Below are 15,589 nucleotides of genomic sequence, written 5' to 3' on the forward strand. Positions count from 1 at the left end.
GATGAATAAATTAAAACAAAATCGTTTTTTACAACAAGTTTGGGTACGGTATTTCCTAGTCGCCTTAGTATTAGCGGTCCTATTGCCACTTATTTTTGGTTGGCTTGGAATCAGTAAAACTTGGCGGGTGGGACTACTCTTCATGTTAATTAATGGTTGCGCGGCATTTATGATTGGTTATCGCATTCAGAAAACCCGTGCGCCTTGGTATCATATTTTATATTTACCAGTTTTATTTGCCTTAATGGTGGTTGTTCGCTATGCAGATTATAATTACTGGTTTGTTCCTATTTATTTCTTGTTAAGTTACTTAGGGATTAACACCGCGTATGAACGTCGCAAATAGAACTGACTCGACAAAATTGTTGAGTCAGTTTTGTTGTTTAAAAAGCAATTTTAATTGAGTATGAGAGAGTGAGTGGAGCAAGATGTCAGAAGAAAAGGTGATTTCGCAACAAGAGGTTTTACAATTATGCCAGAAATACATGAACGCTGAGCATCTTGCTTTCGTCCAAAAGGCTTACGATTTTGCGGCCTATGTCCATAAAGAACAGATTCGCCAATCCGGTGAACCGTATATTATTCATCCGATTCAAGTCGCTGGGATTTTAGCCGAATTGAAGATGGATCCTGAAACGGTGGCTTCTGGTTATTTGCACGACGTGGTTGAAGATACCAACATTACCTTAGGCGACGTTGAAGAGATGTTTGGTCATGATGTGGCGATTATCGTCGATGGCGTTACCAAATTAGGGAAGATTAAATATAAATCGCATCAGGAACAATTAGCCGAAAATCACCGGAAAATGTTGTTGGCGATGGCTAAAGATTTACGGGTGATCATGGTGAAACTCGCCGATCGTCTCCATAATATGCGGACTCTCAAACATTTAAAACCCGAAAAACAACGACGGATTGCGAATGAAACGCTTGAAATCTACGCACCACTTGCCGATCGTTTAGGGATTAGCAAGATTAAATGGGAATTAGAAGATATTTCATTGCGGTATTTAAACCCACAACAATATTATCGGATTGTCCATTTAATGAATTCGAAACGGACGCAACGGGAACTCTATATTCAAGGCGCGATTGAAGAGATTAAAGATTCAGTCGCTGATTTAGAGATGAATTACGAAATCTATGGTCGGCCCAAACATCTCTATTCAATTTATCGCAAGATGCGCGATCAGCATAAACGCTTTGAAGAACTCTATGATTTATTAGCGATTCGGATCGTGGTCGATTCGATTAAGGATTGTTACGCTGTTTTAGGGGCGATTCATACCAAATGGAAACCGATGCCGGGCCGTTTTAAAGACTACATCGCGATGCCGAAAGCTAATATGTATCAATCGATTCATACGACCGTGATTGGTCCTAAGGGTAAACCGTTGGAAGTCCAGATTCGGACGCAAGAGATGCACGATGTTGCTGAATACGGGGTGGCCGCGCATTGGGCCTATAAAGAAGGCGTCAAAGAACAGATTAAGATCGATGAATCGGGTCGCAAACTCGATTTATTCCGTGAAATTCTGGAAATTCAGGATGCTTCTGAAGACGCGGCTGAATTTATGGAAAGTGTCAAAGGCGATATTTTTAGTGATCGAGTTTACGTCTTTACGCCTAAAGGGGATGTTTACGAATTGCCCAAGGGCTCGGTCCCGCTTGATTTTGCTTATTTAGTCCATACCGAAGTCGGTAATCACGCGGTCGGTGCCAAAATTAACGGTAAGATTGTGCCGTTGAATTATCAATTACGCAACGGTGATATTGTTGAAATGTTGACATCGACCAGCGCGACGCCGAGTCGTGATTGGATTAAACTGGCCTTCACAGCGCGAGCTCGGAATAAGATTAAACGTTACTTCAAAAAAGAAGATCGGGATGAGAACGTTGAAAAAGGGCGTAGTGCCTTGGAACATCTTTTATCTGATCAAGGTTATCTACCGAAAGATTACCTCAATAAAACGGCGGTTGGCGTGATTCTACCCCATTTCAATTTTAATGCCGATGAAGAATTGTACGCGGCAATTGGATTTGGCGAAATTTCGCCTCAATCAGTGGTTAATCGTTTAACGGTCAAAGAACGACGTGAAAAAGAAGAAAACGACCAAAAGGTACTAGAAGCCAAAATTTTATCAGCCAAGGATTCACAACAGCCAGGCCCTAAAGCGAGTGGGAATCACATCACCATTAAACATGAAGATGGTGTGATTATCGACGGGGTCGACAATGTATTGGTGCGCTTAAGTAAATGTTGTAATCCCGTTCCTGGTGACGATATCGTGGGGTATGTGACTAAGGGACGGGGCGTTTCAGTCCATCGGCGGGATTGTCCGAATATCATTGACCGTGCGGACATGAATAGCCGATTAACGGAAGTTAGCTGGGAAAATACGTCTGATAAATCGCAACAATTGTACGATGCGAATCTGGAAGTTTATGGCTACAATCGTGGCGGTTTGCTAAACGACGTGTTGCAAGCGTTAAATGCGCATTCTAAACAGTTGAACAATATCATGGGTCGGATTGACCATGATCAGATGGCTGATATTCACGTGACCGTTGGGATTCGTAATATTGAACATTTAGAAACGATTATGGAAGCCGTTAAAAATATTCCTGATATTTATGAAGTTAAACGGGTACAAGGATAAAAGGGGGATTCGCTAATGCGAGTGGTATTACAACGAGTGAGTCACGCGAGTGTGACCGTTGAACAGACCGTTGTCGGTCAGATTGATAAAGGCTTTTTATTATTAGTCGGGATTTGCGACGAAGATACGGATGCCGATTTAGATTATTTGGTCAAAAAAATTAGTCTGTTACGGGTTTTTGAAGACGAAGCCGGCAAGATGAATTTGGCGTTGAACCAAGTTGACGGATCAATTCTATCGGTTTCACAATTTACGTTATATGCGTCGACTAAGAAGGGCAACCGGCCAAGCTTTACAGCGGCTGGTGCACCTGATTACGCTGAAAAGATGTACAATCGCTTTAATCAGAAGTTAGCGGCGACTGGTTTAACCGTTGCGACTGGTGAATTTGGGGCGGATATGCAAGTCGGACTCGAAAACGATGGTCCGGTGACGATTTTATTTGATACGCAGGAATCGCGATGAGTTATCGGAATGCAATCTGGGATTTCGATGGCACGCTTTATGATACTTATCCAGTGATGTTAGAAGCATTACTGACGGTTTACGCACGCCATCAAGTGCCCGTTCAAGCAGAAGCGCTCTACCGATTAATTAAACAACAATCAATAAAAGTGGCGTTGCGGCAATTAGCGCAAACGACTGGCGTTGGGTTTGAAACGTTAGACCGACAATACCATGAACTTGAGCAGCAAACGCAACTAACACCGCAACCTTACGTGGGGGCGGCGGCGATTCTTGCTCAGGTTAGTCAGCGGGGCCAGAATTTCTTGTTAACGCATCGCGATCAGGCTGCGCAAACTTATCTGGCGCAACAAGGATTGAATCAGTATTTTACGGAGATTGTCACGAGTCAACAGGCCTTTGCCCGTAAACCAGCGCCGGATAGTTTATTGTATTTATGTCAAAAATACGATTTAAAACCGACGGAAACGGTGATGATTGGTGATCGTGCGTTGGATGTTGAAGCTGGCATCAACGCGGGGGTGCAATCTGTTTATTTTGATGTTGATCATCTGCCAATCACGGCACAACCAACGGTGACGGTACATGAATTATCAGAATTGTTACCACTATTTGAATAAACTAAAAGAGTCATCAACCGGCATTAAGTTGATGACTCTTTTTAAATTAATGTAATAATCAAGAACGTTAAATACCAAGCGGCCGACATGATTAAGACGAAACGCCACCAACTTCGTAAAAATTTCTTAAGAAATAATTCGTGATCGTAATAAAAACGGGTTAAGGCCCAAATAATGCCCCAGAGACACATCGCGAGAAGGATAAACCAACCAGCCTTGTTGAAGTAGGGATGACTGAGCATAATGGTGCTCAGAATCAGGGGAGTGGGTAAGACCCAACTGACTAACGCGAGTTTACGATGGAAATAGCGGTGAATCAAGCGTTGGCTTGCATAGGCTACGCCGCCACACAGTAATGGTAAAAGAATCCAAAAGAGTTGCATCATTTAGTCACCTCAAAAGTTAATAGTTCCATTGTAACGTCTTTTTTGTGATATAAAAAGTCTGAGTTGCACTTTTAGCGTATTCGGTGTAAACTGCTGATAAGAAATGACTAGGTGGTGGAATAGTTGAAGAAAAAGACAAGTACGTTTAGTCGGGTTACCAAAGTGTTCGTTTGGGTCATGTTAATTGCCACAGTGGGTTCAGTCGTTTTTGGCGCGTTAGCAGGTACTGGCATTTTAAACTTTTAAAAAATGATAATAATAATGACCAATAATGGTCAATAAAGGTGATCTCTGCGGAGAGCGCCTTTTTTTATTTGGCTTTTTGGACTTGTTCATTAAAATCAAAAAAACGCTAAAAATAGCGAACAGCTTTTTTTAGGCAAAATGTGGTAGAAAGTGGGGGATTGTGGTAGACTAAAATTAGTTGAGGTGGGCAAAGGGGTGAAGTATATGTTCATGGGCGAATTTCGGCATACAATTGATGCGAAAGGACGGCTAATCATGCCGGCCAAATTTCGTGAGGATTTAGGCACAGAATTCGTATTAACCCGTGGCATGGATAACTGCATCTTCGGCTACCCACTCGATGAATGGCAACAATTAGAAGAAAAATTAAAAAAATTACCACTCGCTAAAAAAGATGCGCGGGCCTTTGTCCGTTTCTTTTATTCAGCAGCGGTGGAATGTGTTCCCGATAAACAAGGCCGGATTAATATTCCGCAAACATTGGTAACCCATGCCGGTTTAGAGAAAGATTGTGTCCTAATCGGTGTTTCTAACCGGATTGAAATTTGGAGCCAAGCAAAATGGGATAGTTTTAGTGAAGAAGCAGAAGAAAACTTTGACGAAATTGCAGAAAATATGTTGGATTTCGACTTTTAAAAGGATGGTAATCAGATGTCAGAAACATTTAAACATCAAAGTGTTTTATTAAAAGAAACGGTTGATGCCTTGAATGTTCAACCTGATGGGATTTACGTGGATGCAACACTTGGTGGCGGCGGGCATAGTGAATATCTATTGTCACAATTAACCACGGGTCATCTTTATTCATTCGACCAAGACGATCACGCTTTGGCCAGTAGCAAGGAACGTCTCGCTAAATATGCTGAAGCGGGTCAAGTCACATTTGTGAAGAGTAATTTCCGTTATTTAAAACAAGCACTTGCAGAGCATGGTGTGACTAAGATTGATGGTATTTTATACGATTTAGGGGTCTCATCACCACAGTTTGATGACGCACAACGGGGATTCAGTTATAAAAAAGAAGCCCCACTCGATATGCGAATGGACCAAGGGGCCGAATTAACGGCCTACACGATCGTCAATGAATGGACCTATCAACAATTGATTAAAATTTTCTTCCGGTATGGTGAAGAAAAATTCTCCAAACAAGTGGCACGTAAAATCGAACAACGACGTGAAATTGCGCCAATCGAAACAACGATTGAATTAGCGGACTTAATTAAAGACGCGATTCCCGCACCAGCTCGCCGAACGGGTGGTCATCCAGCCAAACGGATTTTCCAAGCGATTCGAATTGCGGTCAATGATGAATTAGGCGCGATTGAGGAGTCAATCGAACAGGCGATTCCGCTTGTGAACATCGGTGGCCGAATCAGTGTTATTACGTTCCAATCGCTAGAAGATCGTTTAGTGAAGACCATGTTTAAAGAACAAGCCACTCCTAAAGAAATTCCGCGTGGTTTACCGGTCTTGCCAGAGACGCAAGTGACAGTTTTGAAGTTAGTGAACCGTAAACCGATTTTACCAACGGATGAAGAATTAGAAGATAATCACCGCTCGCACAGTGCTAAATTGCGGGTTGCAGAAAAGCAAAAAGAATTTGACGACTAAAAAAAGGACTGATATAAATGGCATCTAACACGGCGCGCCAACTTGTAGCTCCTGAATTAATACCAAACCAACAACCGACAATACATACAGCTCCTAATGAACAACCTAATCGGAAAGTCGCATTATCGGCGATGGAGAAGACGACGTTAGCCATTATCGGTATCGCTTTTTTTGGAATGTTGGTGGGCTTATTGACGACTAAAATTGCGGTGGTTAATGCGCAACGTGATTTACAAACCACATCACGGTCAATGACCCAAGTGCATGCTAGAAATAGTGATTTAAAACAAGAAATTGGTGAATTGACGAGTTCAGATTGCTTAGATGCCTTTGCCCAAAAAAATGGTCTGACGTTAAATGAAAATAATATTCGAAATGTGTCTAAATGAAGTTAGTTAAAAAGACACGTAAGAGTCCACAATGGAATCGACGCGTATTTGGCAGGCTTTTAGTGCTAATTATTGCGGCGATTTTTGTGGTTTTTGCCGGACGCTTCATCTATATCGCTGCAACCGGGCAGATTGCAGGGGTTGATTTGACCAAGCGTTCTCACAAAAAATATGAAGAAGACACGGTTGTGCGGGCGCAACGTGGCACAATCTATGACTCACTGGGCAACGTCTTAGCGCAAGATACGAACGCTTATTCAGTGTATGCGGTCTTGAGCCACGATTATGTGGGGACTAATAAAAAGCCGCTTTATGTCACAAATAAGAAAAAAGTGGCCAAAATATTAAGTCAGTATTTACCATTAAGTGAAGCTAAGATTTATAAACAAATGACGCCAACCAACCAAGCAGTCTACCAAGTTGAATTTGGGAGTGCGGGTCAAAATTTATCGTTGAGCATCAAACGGAAAATCGAAGCCCAAAAATTAACTGGGATTTATTTTAAAGAATCACCCACGCGGCTCTATCCTAATGGGACATTCGCGTCACACGTCATTGGTCTTGCTCAAACATCGAAAAGTGCCACCGCTGACGGTAGTCAAGATTTAGTCGGGGTGATGGGGATTGAAAAATACTTCAATCAACAGTTAACCGGTGAAGATGGTTATAAGAATTTAATGCAAGATTCATACGGCTACGCGCTCAGTCAGAAACAAAACAAGGTGAAAGCCGCTAAAAATGGTCAAGATGTTTATTTGACCATCGATTCACGACTCCAATCTTATCTCGAAAGTCTATTAACGACGGTCAATAAGAAATACAAACCGGTTAGCATGAACGCTGTTTTGATGAATGCTAAGACGGGTGAAATTCTAGCAGCCTCACAACGGCCAACGTTTAATGCCAGCACCAAAAAGGGTATTGGCGATATCTGGCGCGATACATTGGTCGAAGATGGGTATGAACCTGGGTCGGTCTTAAAAATTGCGACCCTGTCAGCTGCCATCGATTCTGGAAACTATAATCCCAATGAATATTATAAATCCGGTTCGGTGCAAGTCGGTGATAAAAAAATTAGTGATTGGCAAACGAGTGGTTGGGGGACGATTCCGCTCAGCCAAGCCTTCGCCCGTTCCAGTAACGTTGGGATGGTTAAGTTAGAACAGGAAATGGGCTCCGATGTTTGGAAGTCATACCTGACCAAGTTTGGCTTTATGAAAAAAACCGGTATTGAGTTACCTGGTGAAGTTTCCGGATCCCTACAATATACGCGGCCGTTGGATCAAGCAACGACTTCGTTTGGTCAAGGGATTAACGTCAATGTGATGCAAATGTTGCAAATGACGAGTGCGATTGCTAATAATGGCACGATGATTCAACCACAAATTTTGGCGGGCGTTGGTAAACGTAAAACGATTGAACCGATTAAAGTCGGCCAACCGATTAAGGCCAGCACGGCTAAAGAAGTCCTTCAAAATATGGAAGATGTTGTTTATCAGGATTATGGGACGGGACAGGTTTATCAGATTCCGAATTACAAAGTCGCGGTTAAAACCGGGACGGCCCAGATTACGGCGCCCACCGGGGGGTATTTAACTGGTGCTAACAATTACATCTTCTCTGTAGGTGGTATTGCGCCTGCTGATGATCCAAAATATATTTTATATATCACGATGAAACAACCGCAACAAATGACGGATAGTGCCGAAACGATTCTGTCACAAATTTTTAATCCGATGATGCAACGGGCATTGGAATACACTAAAAAAGCGGAGAAGGATAAACAGCAACAAGTTAAATTACCTTCCGTTCTAACAAAGGCGACTAAGACGGCACAAAGTGAGTTGACCGAGGCCGGTTTAAAAACGGCGTTAGTCGGTAGTGGTAATTTAGTCGTGCAACAAGTGCCAAGTGCCGGCAGTATTATTTTACCGAACCAACGGGTCTTGTTAATGACCAATGGCGCGATGACGATGCCGGATGTGACGGGCTGGTCCAAAAATGATTTATTGAAGTTATCTCAATTAACGGGAATTCAAGTTGAGATAAAGGGTAGTGGTTACGCCTATCAACAAAGTTTGGCGACTAACGGGTTGCTAGATGGCGTTAAAAAAGTTAAAGTACAATTAAAATAAGTGAGTGTCGATTAAAGGAGTTTATCAAATGGCAACAGGACAATTTTTAGTACCCTTGATGAGTAGTTTCGTGATTACGGTGATCTTTATGCCGTTATTCATTGGTTATTTACGGATGAAAAAAGAGGGCCAAACGATTCGCGAAGAAGGCCCTAAGTGGCACGCTAAGAAAAACGGCACGCCAACGATGGGTGGTTTATTGTTCATCATTGCCGCTGTTATTTCGAGTCTCTGGGTGGGCCTTTATTTAGATCAACTAACGAATAGTCTATGGATTGTCTTATTTATCCTAGTGCTATATGGGTTACTCGGTTTTGCAGATGATTTTATTAAAGTCTTTAAAAAGCAAAATATGGGGTTGAAAGCTTGGCAAAAACTAGCCGGTCAAATTATCGGTGGCTTAGTTTTTGTTTGGGTTTACCAACATGAAGGCTTTAGTCACGCGTTACAAATGCCATTGATTGGTTCGATTTCGAGTCTTTGGTTATTTGTGCCCTTTGTTTTATTTTGGTTAGTCGGCTTTTCAAACGCGGTTAACTTAACCGATGGGATTGACGGATTGGTGGCTGGTTTAGCAACGGTTTCGTTTGCCACTTATACGTGGATTGCGTTCCAACAAAATCAAATCGATGTGGCGATTTTTGGCCTCAGCATGGTTGGTGGATTAGTCGGGTTCTTACTCTTTAATCGTAAACCAGCGCAAATTTTCATGGGCGATGTCGGGTCACTAGCACTCGGTGGTGCATTAGCCGCGATGTCGATTCTATTGCATCGTGAATTCTCATTGCTATTAATTGGGTTAGTCTACGTGATTGAAACGGCCAGCGTCATGTTGCAGGTCGCGTCATTCAAGTTATTCCATAAACGAATCTTTAAAATGAGTCCGATTCATCACCATTTCGAAATGTCAGGGTGGAGTGAATGGCGGATTGATATCAGTTTCTGGCTTTTCAGCATTATTTGTTCAGCTATTTATTTGTTAATTTTCTAGAAGAGGGCGTAATTGATGAGAACAGTCGCAACGTATCAAGATCAAGCAGTATTAGTGTTAGGGTTAGGCAAAAGTGGGATTAACGCCGCGCAACTATTATTAAAATTAGGGGCAACGGTCGTCGTCAATGACGGACAAGACCAAGAATCATCGGAAGCAGTTGCCGAATTACGGGCTTTAGGCGCCACCGTTATTACGGGGAGTCATCCGGTTAGCCTGTTTGACGAACATGCTTTTAGTTACCTCTTTAAAAATCCTGGGATTCGCTACGATAATCCGATGGTCGAAGCAGCAGTGGCTCGCCATATTCCAGTTTTAACGGAACCCGAATTAGCCTATGAAGTGTCAGAAGCACAATGGGTTAGTGTGACGGGGTCAAACGGTAAGACGACGACCACCACGCTGATTCAATTGATGCTCGATTATAAGCGTGCGCAAGGTCACGCCTATGCCGCCGGTAATATCGGGATTCCATTGAGTCAAGTCGCGCAAAAAGTAACTGATCAAGATGTCATGGTCACGGAATTATCGAGTTTCCAATTAATGGGAACGACCACGGTTAAACCTAAAATTGCTGTTCTAACGAATATTTATGAAGCTCATTTGGATTTTCATGGGTCTCGAGCGAATTACGTGCAAGCGAAGATGCGGATTGTTCAAAATCAAACGGCTGATGATTATTTCGTTGTCAACTGGGATCTGCCAGAATTACGCGAATTAAGTCAGCAAACGAAAGCCCAAGTCGTGCCTTTTTCACGTTTAGGGGCTAGTCAGGCGGGGGCTTATGTCGAAGCCGGTCAATTGTGCTTTAAAGGCGAAGCGATTATGCCGGTCGAAGAGATCAATATCCCCGGCGATCACAATGTTGAAAACGCCTTGGCTGCTTTGGCGGTGGCTAAATTAATGGGTCAATCGAATGAAGCGATTATTGAAGTCCTAACGACTTTCACCGGCGTTAAACACCGGATGCAATTTGTGACGGAATACCAACAACGGCGTTTCTATAACGATTCGAAAGCCACTAACATGGAAGCTACCGAAGTCGCTTTGAAGAGCTTCCAACAACCCATCGTCTTAATTGCCGGTGGATTGGATCGCGGGTTTACGTTTGAACCGTTATTGCCATTGTTGAAAGCGCACGTTAAAGCCGTTATTTTATATGGTGAGACTAAACAATTATTAGCGCAAACCGCGAAAGAAGCGGGGATTCAAGTTATCGAAATCGTGGACCATTTAACGGAAGCCGTACCAGCAGCGTACGCCGCTAGTGCCGCTGGCGATGTTGTTTTATTGTCACCGGCTTGTGCTAGTTGGGATCAATTTAAAACATTTGAAGAACGCGGTGATGTTTATCTAGACGCCGTCGACAAAATCATAGCAGAGTAAATTGGAGATTTTATAATGAGAGTAATGATATCTGGTGGTGGCACGGGTGGCCACATTTACCCAGCATTAGCGTTAATCCAAAGACTGAAGGAACGTGGCTTATTAGACGACGTATTATACGTTGGGACTCAACGCGGTCTTGAAAGTCGAATCGTCCCTGAACAGGGAATCGCATTTAAAACGTTGGAGATTCAAGGGTTTAAACGGTCGATGAATGTTGATGGTTTTAAAACGAATTTTAAAACGATCCAATTATTTATGCACAGTATTAAAGAAGCGAAACAAATGATTCGCGAATTCAAACCAGACGTTGTCATCGGGACGGGTGGCTATGTATCAGGGTCATTATTGTACGCCGCTAGTCGTTTAAAAGTGCCAACGATTGTGCATGAACAAAATTCAGCAGCCGGTGTCACGAATAAATTTTTAGCCCGCTTTGTTGATAAAGTGGCAATTTCATTTGAATCCGTCAGTGATCAATTTCCCATGCACAAAGTGGTCTTAACGGGTAATCCGCGGGCGCAACAAGTGGCGGGGATGGTGCCTAATCAACGGTTGAGCGAATTCGGGTTAAAAACGGATAGTCCGACCGTCTTAATATTTGGTGGTAGTCGTGGGGCGCCTAGTATTAACAAAGCTTTCATCGACGCTGTGGGACAATTAAATCAACGGCCCTATCAGGTCTTGTTTGTCTCAGGACAAGTGCATTATGAACATGTACAAGCTGAATTAGCCGGTAAGCAAGTCAATTCTAACTTGGCAATCGTGCCTTATATCAGCAATATGCCCGAGATTCTACCTGATTTAAAAGCGATTGTCGGCCGTGCTGGCGCAACCAGTTTAGCCGAAATTACGGCTTTAGGGATTCCCTCAATCTTGATTCCAAGCCCGTATGTGACGAACGACCATCAGACTAAGAATGCGCAAAGTTTGGTCGAACAAGACGCAGCGATTATGATTCCGGAAGCCCAATTAACGGGTGATCGTTTAGTGATTGCGTTAGATCAAATGTTAGAAAATCCAGATGACCAACATGCGATGGCCCAAGCGGCTAAGAAAATTGGGATTCCGGATGCCGCTGATCGAATTATCGAAGTGATTGAAACCATCATTTAATGAAAGTAAGGAGCGTGTGACTTGAAAAAAGAACAAAAGCCCGGGGCACATGACCCGTTACAATTATTAAATATTTGGCGTTCCTATCAACTAAAGCGTTGGAAAAAGGAACGCCGTAAACGGTTGAAACCGGGACGACCTACGATTAGCAATCAATTGCCACAGTTTAAGGAACAACGCTCGGCTAAGACTAAATGGCGTTTAGCCGTTTTGTTAGTCGTGTTCACGGTCGGGACGGTTATCTCACTTTACTTCATGTCACCTAGTAGTGATATTCAACAGTTAGCCGTCAGTGGGACGAAGTCGGTACCAGATCAGCAAGTGATTAATGCGAGTCAAATTAGCTTGGGTGATAACGTACTATGGCAATTGATGCACGAAAAAGAGACCAAACAACGGATTCAAACGAAACTACCTAAGATTAAACAGGTTAATATCAAAGTAGTCCAATATAATCAAATCAATTTATCGGTTTCTGAATATCAGACGGTTGGTTACCTAGTTCGTGAAAAACAATACTATCCGATTTTAGAGAATGGTCAGATCTTAAAAACGAAGATGACACAGTCCTTAGGAAGTAGCCCAGTTTATAGTGGGTTTAAGAATGATAAGTATCTTAAACAAGGCTTAAAACTCTATCGTGATTTTCCGAAGAGTATTCAAAGTGCTGTTTCTGAAATTCGGTTGACGGCTGGCAATAATAATCCCTATCAAATCCACCTGTACATGAATGATGGTAACGAAGTGATTGGGGATTTACGGACGTTAGCGACCAAAATAAAGTACTATCCAGTCCTTGTGAAGCAGATGAAGGGCAAGGGTCAACTTGATTTAGAAGTAGGCGCTTACTCTAAATTATTTGAAACTTCAAAATAGGTGAATTTAAATAGTAGTTAATAGTATTAAAATAACGGTATTCACTTTCTAAATGGAGTGGATATGTGGTACTATTTATCATAGGAGTCATTTTATTCTAATTGAATGTCAGGAGGTTCCACATATTTAATGGAGAATTCAAAAATTTATGTCGGTCTTGATGTTGGAACGACTTCAATTAAAGTAATTGTTGCTGAGTCAATGAATAAGCAGTTAAACGTCATTGGCGTTGGATCAGCTCGATCTAACGGCTTAAGCCGAGGCACAATTGTTGATATTGATCAGGCGGTTACCGCAATCCAACAAGCCGTTCAACAAGCAGAGCAAAAAGCAAATATTGAAATTAAACGAGTTGTTGCTGGGATTCCAGCCAACTTATTACAAATTGAAGAATGCCAAGGAATGATTGCTGTTGCGGATCAATCCAAGGAAATTACGAGTCAAGATGTTCAAAATGTGGCGAGTGCCGCTTTAGTCCGCAATTTACCACCGGAACGCGAAATTTTAACGGTATTACCAACTGAATTTACGGTTGATGGTTTCGATGAAATTAAGGATCCACGCGGGATGATGGGCGTCCGTCTCGAAATGTCCGGTGTTTTATTCACTGCGCCTAAGACGATGATTCACAATCTCAAGAAGTGTATTGAAAAAGCGGGCTTAGAATTGTCACAGCTAGTGGTTAATCCCCTTGCGCTTGGCAAGCTAGCCTTATCAGATGGCGAACAAGACTTTGGTTCAATCATTATTGATTTGGGTGGTGGTCAAAGTACCGCTGCAGTCATTCATGACCATCAATTGAAATTCTCAGTGATTGATCAAGAAGGTGGCGACCACATTACCAAAGATATTTCGGTCGTTTTAAACACCTCGATTGAAAATGCTGAAAAAGCCAAACGTGATTATGGCAATGCCGATTCATTAGCAGCTTCTGAAGAAGAAGAAATTCCAATTGAAGTGGTTGGTCAATCCGTACCAGTGCAAGTCACTGAAAAGAAACTGGCTGAGATTATCGAAGCCCGTTTAATGCAAGTCTTTGATCGTTTAAAGACAAGCCTAGATAAAGTTGACGCGTTCGACTTACCAGGTGGGGTCATCATGACCGGCGGGGTGACCGCACTACCTGGGATTGTCGATCTCGCCAAAGAAATCTTCGATTGTCCGGTTAAATTATACATTCCAGATCAAATGGGGTTAAGACATCCTTCATTCGCACAGGGATTGGGTTTGATTAACTACATAGCTAACTTATCAGAAGTTGATTGGTTGGTTCAAAGTGCGCTGGGTAATGTGGAACAACCAACGACTGAAACGCAACATTCAACGCAAATGGGGAAGACCCAAACGACAGTTGAAGAAGTACCCGTTAAAAAAATAAAAAAACAATCAAAAAATGGATTCGAAAGCCTCAAAAATTTCTTTAGTAACTTTTTTGAATAGGCGAGTCGTAATAGGAGGAAACAGCACATGGAAAATTCATTAGACGAATCACAAGCAAATAACGGTGCAGTCATTAAAGTGATTGGTGTCGGTGGTGCCGGTGGTAACGCGGTTAACCGGATGATTAACGAAGGCGTTAAAGGTGTCGAATTTATTGCGGCCAACACGGATGTGCAAGCTTTGGCAGATTCACAAGCGCAAACTAAGATTCAATTAGGACCTAAATTGACTCGTGGTTTAGGTGCTGGTGCGACTGCTGATATCGGTCAAAAAGCAGCTGAAGAAAGTGAAGAAGTTATTGCTGAATCCCTTAAGGGTGCTGACATGATTTTCGTCACAGCCGGCATGGGCGGTGGTACCGGGACTGGTGCTGCCCCAGTAGTCGCTAAAGTGGCTAAAGACATGGGTGCTTTAACGGTTGGGGTTGTCACACGACCTTTTACCTTTGAAGGCCCTAAACGAGGCAAGAACGCAGCTTCAGGGATTGCCGAATTAAAACAACATGTTGATACAATGGTGATTATTGCCAACAACCGGTTATTAGAAATTGTCGACAAGAAGACACCGATGATGGAAGCCTTCAAAGAAGCTGATAACGTGTTACGTCAAGGGGTCCAAGGGATTTCTGATTTAATCACGTCACCTGGTTTCGTCAATCTTGATTTTGCGGATGTTAAAACCGTGATGGCCAACCAAGGTTCTGCTTTGATGGGGATTGGTTCAGCAACTGGTGAAAACCGGACAACTGAAGCGACTAAGAAAGCTATCTCATCACCATTGTTAGAAATTTCAATTGATGGTGCTGAACAAGTGCTCTTGAACATCACCGGTGGGCTTGATTTATCACTTTACGAAGCACAAGAAGCAGCTGAAATTGTCCAATCTGCTGCCACAAGCGAAGTTAACTTAATCTTTGGGACATCCATTAACGAAGATTTAGGCGATGAAGTTGTTGTAACCGTCATTGCAACGGGGATTAATGATGGTTCTAGCCATGCACGTCGGACAACATCGAACACAACTTCAGCACCCACTAAAAAAGTTGAAAACAATGACGATCCTTTTGGTAACTGGGATGTTCGTCGCGAACCAAGTGTGCGTGAACAAGCGCAAACGACTGAAAATTTTGATGACGTTGAAAAAAAGGAATTTGATATCTTTAAACGAACGGAACAAGTTGATGGCGACAGTTCTGAAACGAAGCCAGATACGCAAACTAACGATGATGTGCCACCTTTTTTCAAACGTCGGCGCAAATAGTTAATCAA

16 protein-coding genes are annotated in these 15,589 nt (G+C 42.6%); 15 read left to right on the forward strand and 1 reads right to left on the reverse strand.

Translation table 11 applies throughout. The features are described 5' to 3' along the window. Nucleotide 1: 1 nt before the first annotated feature. The 4 genes from LFUMFP_RS04415 (at nucleotide 2) to LFUMFP_RS04430 (ending at nucleotide 3,745) form a co-directional block, all read left to right on the forward strand. Nucleotides 2–346 carry a hypothetical protein gene (locus LFUMFP_RS04415; protein WP_025082528.1) on the forward strand — a complete coding sequence of 115 codons (345 nt, stop codon included), beginning with the start codon at nucleotides 2–4 and terminating at the stop codon, nucleotides 344–346. Nucleotides 347–428: 82 nt separating this feature from the next. Further along, nucleotides 429–2,660: a RelA/SpoT family protein gene (locus LFUMFP_RS04420; protein ID WP_025082529.1), complete on the forward strand. Its 2,232-nt coding sequence runs from the start codon at nucleotides 429–431 to the stop codon at nucleotides 2,658–2,660. 15 nt (nucleotides 2,661–2,675) lie between these two features. Further along, nucleotides 2,676–3,125 (forward strand): D-aminoacyl-tRNA deacylase, encoded by a 450-nt coding sequence (gene dtd / locus LFUMFP_RS04425; protein ID WP_106483113.1) that lies wholly within the window; start codon nucleotides 2,676–2,678, stop codon nucleotides 3,123–3,125. Beyond that, nucleotides 3,122–3,745, forward strand: a complete 624-nt coding sequence (locus LFUMFP_RS04430) for an HAD-IA family hydrolase (RefSeq protein ID WP_106483114.1) — start codon at nucleotides 3,122–3,124, stop codon at nucleotides 3,743–3,745. The genes dtd and LFUMFP_RS04430 overlap by 4 nt, the downstream gene beginning before the upstream one ends. A 41-nt stretch (nucleotides 3,746–3,786) precedes the next feature. Here LFUMFP_RS04430 and LFUMFP_RS04435 read toward each other — a convergent pair whose 3' ends face one another. Further along, nucleotides 3,787–4,131, reverse strand: coding sequence for a DUF3397 family protein (locus LFUMFP_RS04435; protein ID WP_025082532.1), 345 nt, complete (start codon nucleotides 4,129–4,131; stop codon nucleotides 3,787–3,789). A gap of 123 nt (nucleotides 4,132–4,254) precedes the next feature. On the opposite strand from LFUMFP_RS04435, the gene LFUMFP_RS04440 reads away from it, so the two are divergent. From LFUMFP_RS04440 to ftsZ, 11 genes are all read left to right on the forward strand, one after another. Further along, entirely contained in the window at nucleotides 4,255–4,377 is a 123-nt protein-coding gene (locus LFUMFP_RS04440; RefSeq protein ID WP_025082533.1) for a DUF4044 domain-containing protein, read from the forward strand. Between the two features lie 204 nt (nucleotides 4,378–4,581). Beyond that, nucleotides 4,582–5,013, forward strand: coding sequence for a division/cell wall cluster transcriptional repressor MraZ (gene mraZ / locus LFUMFP_RS04445; RefSeq protein ID WP_025082534.1), 432 nt, complete (start codon nucleotides 4,582–4,584; stop codon nucleotides 5,011–5,013). A 15-nt stretch (nucleotides 5,014–5,028) separates the two neighbouring features. Beyond that, entirely contained in the window at nucleotides 5,029–5,988 is a 960-nt protein-coding gene (rsmH, locus tag LFUMFP_RS04450; protein WP_025082535.1) for a 16S rRNA (cytosine(1402)-N(4))-methyltransferase RsmH, read from the forward strand. A gap of 17 nt (nucleotides 5,989–6,005) precedes the next feature. Beyond that, a complete protein-coding gene (gene ftsL2, locus LFUMFP_RS04455) occupies nucleotides 6,006–6,377 on the forward strand; it encodes a cell division protein FtsL (protein ID WP_025082536.1) in 372 nt (123 codons plus the stop codon). Then, the gene (locus LFUMFP_RS04460) at nucleotides 6,374–8,512 is read left to right on the forward strand and encodes a penicillin-binding transpeptidase domain-containing protein (RefSeq protein ID WP_106483115.1); all 2,139 of its coding nucleotides are present in this window, start codon (nucleotides 6,374–6,376) and stop codon (nucleotides 8,510–8,512) included. Before ftsL2 ends, LFUMFP_RS04460 begins: the two co-directional genes overlap by 4 nt. Before the next feature lie 28 nt (nucleotides 8,513–8,540). Then, nucleotides 8,541–9,503, forward strand: coding sequence for a phospho-N-acetylmuramoyl-pentapeptide-transferase (gene mraY / locus LFUMFP_RS04465; protein WP_106483116.1), 963 nt, complete (start codon nucleotides 8,541–8,543; stop codon nucleotides 9,501–9,503). Nucleotides 9,504–9,518: 15 nt separating this feature from the next. Next, a complete protein-coding gene (gene murD, locus LFUMFP_RS04470; protein ID WP_106483117.1) occupies nucleotides 9,519–10,889 on the forward strand; it encodes a UDP-N-acetylmuramoyl-L-alanine--D-glutamate ligase in 1,371 nt (456 codons plus the stop codon). Nucleotides 10,890–10,904: 15 nt separating this feature from the next. Beyond that, nucleotides 10,905–12,005, forward strand: coding sequence for an undecaprenyldiphospho-muramoylpentapeptide beta-N-acetylglucosaminyltransferase (murG, locus tag LFUMFP_RS04475; protein WP_056950120.1), 1,101 nt, complete (start codon nucleotides 10,905–10,907; stop codon nucleotides 12,003–12,005). A gap of 21 nt (nucleotides 12,006–12,026) precedes the next feature. Beyond that, entirely contained in the window at nucleotides 12,027–12,881 is an 855-nt protein-coding gene (locus LFUMFP_RS04480) for a cell division protein FtsQ/DivIB (RefSeq protein WP_106483118.1), read from the forward strand. Between the two features lie 129 nt (nucleotides 12,882–13,010). Next, nucleotides 13,011–14,321: a cell division protein FtsA gene (gene ftsA, locus LFUMFP_RS04485; RefSeq protein ID WP_106483119.1), complete on the forward strand. Its 1,311-nt coding sequence runs from the start codon at nucleotides 13,011–13,013 to the stop codon at nucleotides 14,319–14,321. A gap of 27 nt (nucleotides 14,322–14,348) precedes the next feature. After that, entirely contained in the window at nucleotides 14,349–15,581 is a 1,233-nt protein-coding gene (gene ftsZ / locus LFUMFP_RS04490) for a cell division protein FtsZ (RefSeq protein WP_106483120.1), read from the forward strand. Nucleotides 15,582–15,589 lie beyond the last annotated feature (8 nt).

The organism is Latilactobacillus fuchuensis, from assembly GCF_900258455.1.
GTDB classification, from domain to species: domain Bacteria; phylum Bacillota; class Bacilli; order Lactobacillales; family Lactobacillaceae; genus Latilactobacillus; species Latilactobacillus fuchuensis.

What these genes read in the sequence shown, in the direction of transcription:
- LFUMFP_RS04415 (WP_025082528.1), top strand. Translation starts at nt 2, where the DNA reads ATGAATAAATTAAAACAAAATCGTTTTTTACAACAAGTTTGGGTACGG.
- dtd (WP_106483113.1), top strand. Translation starts at nt 2,676, where the DNA reads ATGCGAGTGGTATTACAACGAGTGAGTCACGCGAGTGTGACCGTTGAA.
- rsmH (WP_025082535.1), top strand. Translation starts at nt 5,029, where the DNA reads ATGTCAGAAACATTTAAACATCAAAGTGTTTTATTAAAAGAAACGGTT.
- ftsA (WP_106483119.1), top strand. Translation starts at nt 13,011, where the DNA reads ATGGAGAATTCAAAAATTTATGTCGGTCTTGATGTTGGAACGACTTCA.
- mraY (WP_106483116.1), top strand. Translation starts at nt 8,541, where the DNA reads ATGGCAACAGGACAATTTTTAGTACCCTTGATGAGTAGTTTCGTGATT.
- mraZ (WP_025082534.1), top strand. Translation starts at nt 4,582, where the DNA reads ATGTTCATGGGCGAATTTCGGCATACAATTGATGCGAAAGGACGGCTA.
- LFUMFP_RS04435 (WP_025082532.1), bottom strand. Translation starts at nt 4,131, where the DNA reads ATGATGCAACTCTTTTGGATTCTTTTACCATTACTGTGTGGCGGCGTA.
- murG (WP_056950120.1), top strand. Translation starts at nt 10,905, where the DNA reads ATGAGAGTAATGATATCTGGTGGTGGCACGGGTGGCCACATTTACCCA.
- ftsL2 (WP_025082536.1), top strand. Translation starts at nt 6,006, where the DNA reads ATGGCATCTAACACGGCGCGCCAACTTGTAGCTCCTGAATTAATACCA.
- LFUMFP_RS04430 (WP_106483114.1), top strand. Translation starts at nt 3,122, where the DNA reads ATGAGTTATCGGAATGCAATCTGGGATTTCGATGGCACGCTTTATGAT.
- murD (WP_106483117.1), top strand. Translation starts at nt 9,519, where the DNA reads ATGAGAACAGTCGCAACGTATCAAGATCAAGCAGTATTAGTGTTAGGG.
- ftsZ (WP_106483120.1), top strand. Translation starts at nt 14,349, where the DNA reads ATGGAAAATTCATTAGACGAATCACAAGCAAATAACGGTGCAGTCATT.
- LFUMFP_RS04420 (WP_025082529.1), top strand. Translation starts at nt 429, where the DNA reads ATGTCAGAAGAAAAGGTGATTTCGCAACAAGAGGTTTTACAATTATGC.
- LFUMFP_RS04460 (WP_106483115.1), top strand. Translation starts at nt 6,374, where the DNA reads ATGAAGTTAGTTAAAAAGACACGTAAGAGTCCACAATGGAATCGACGC.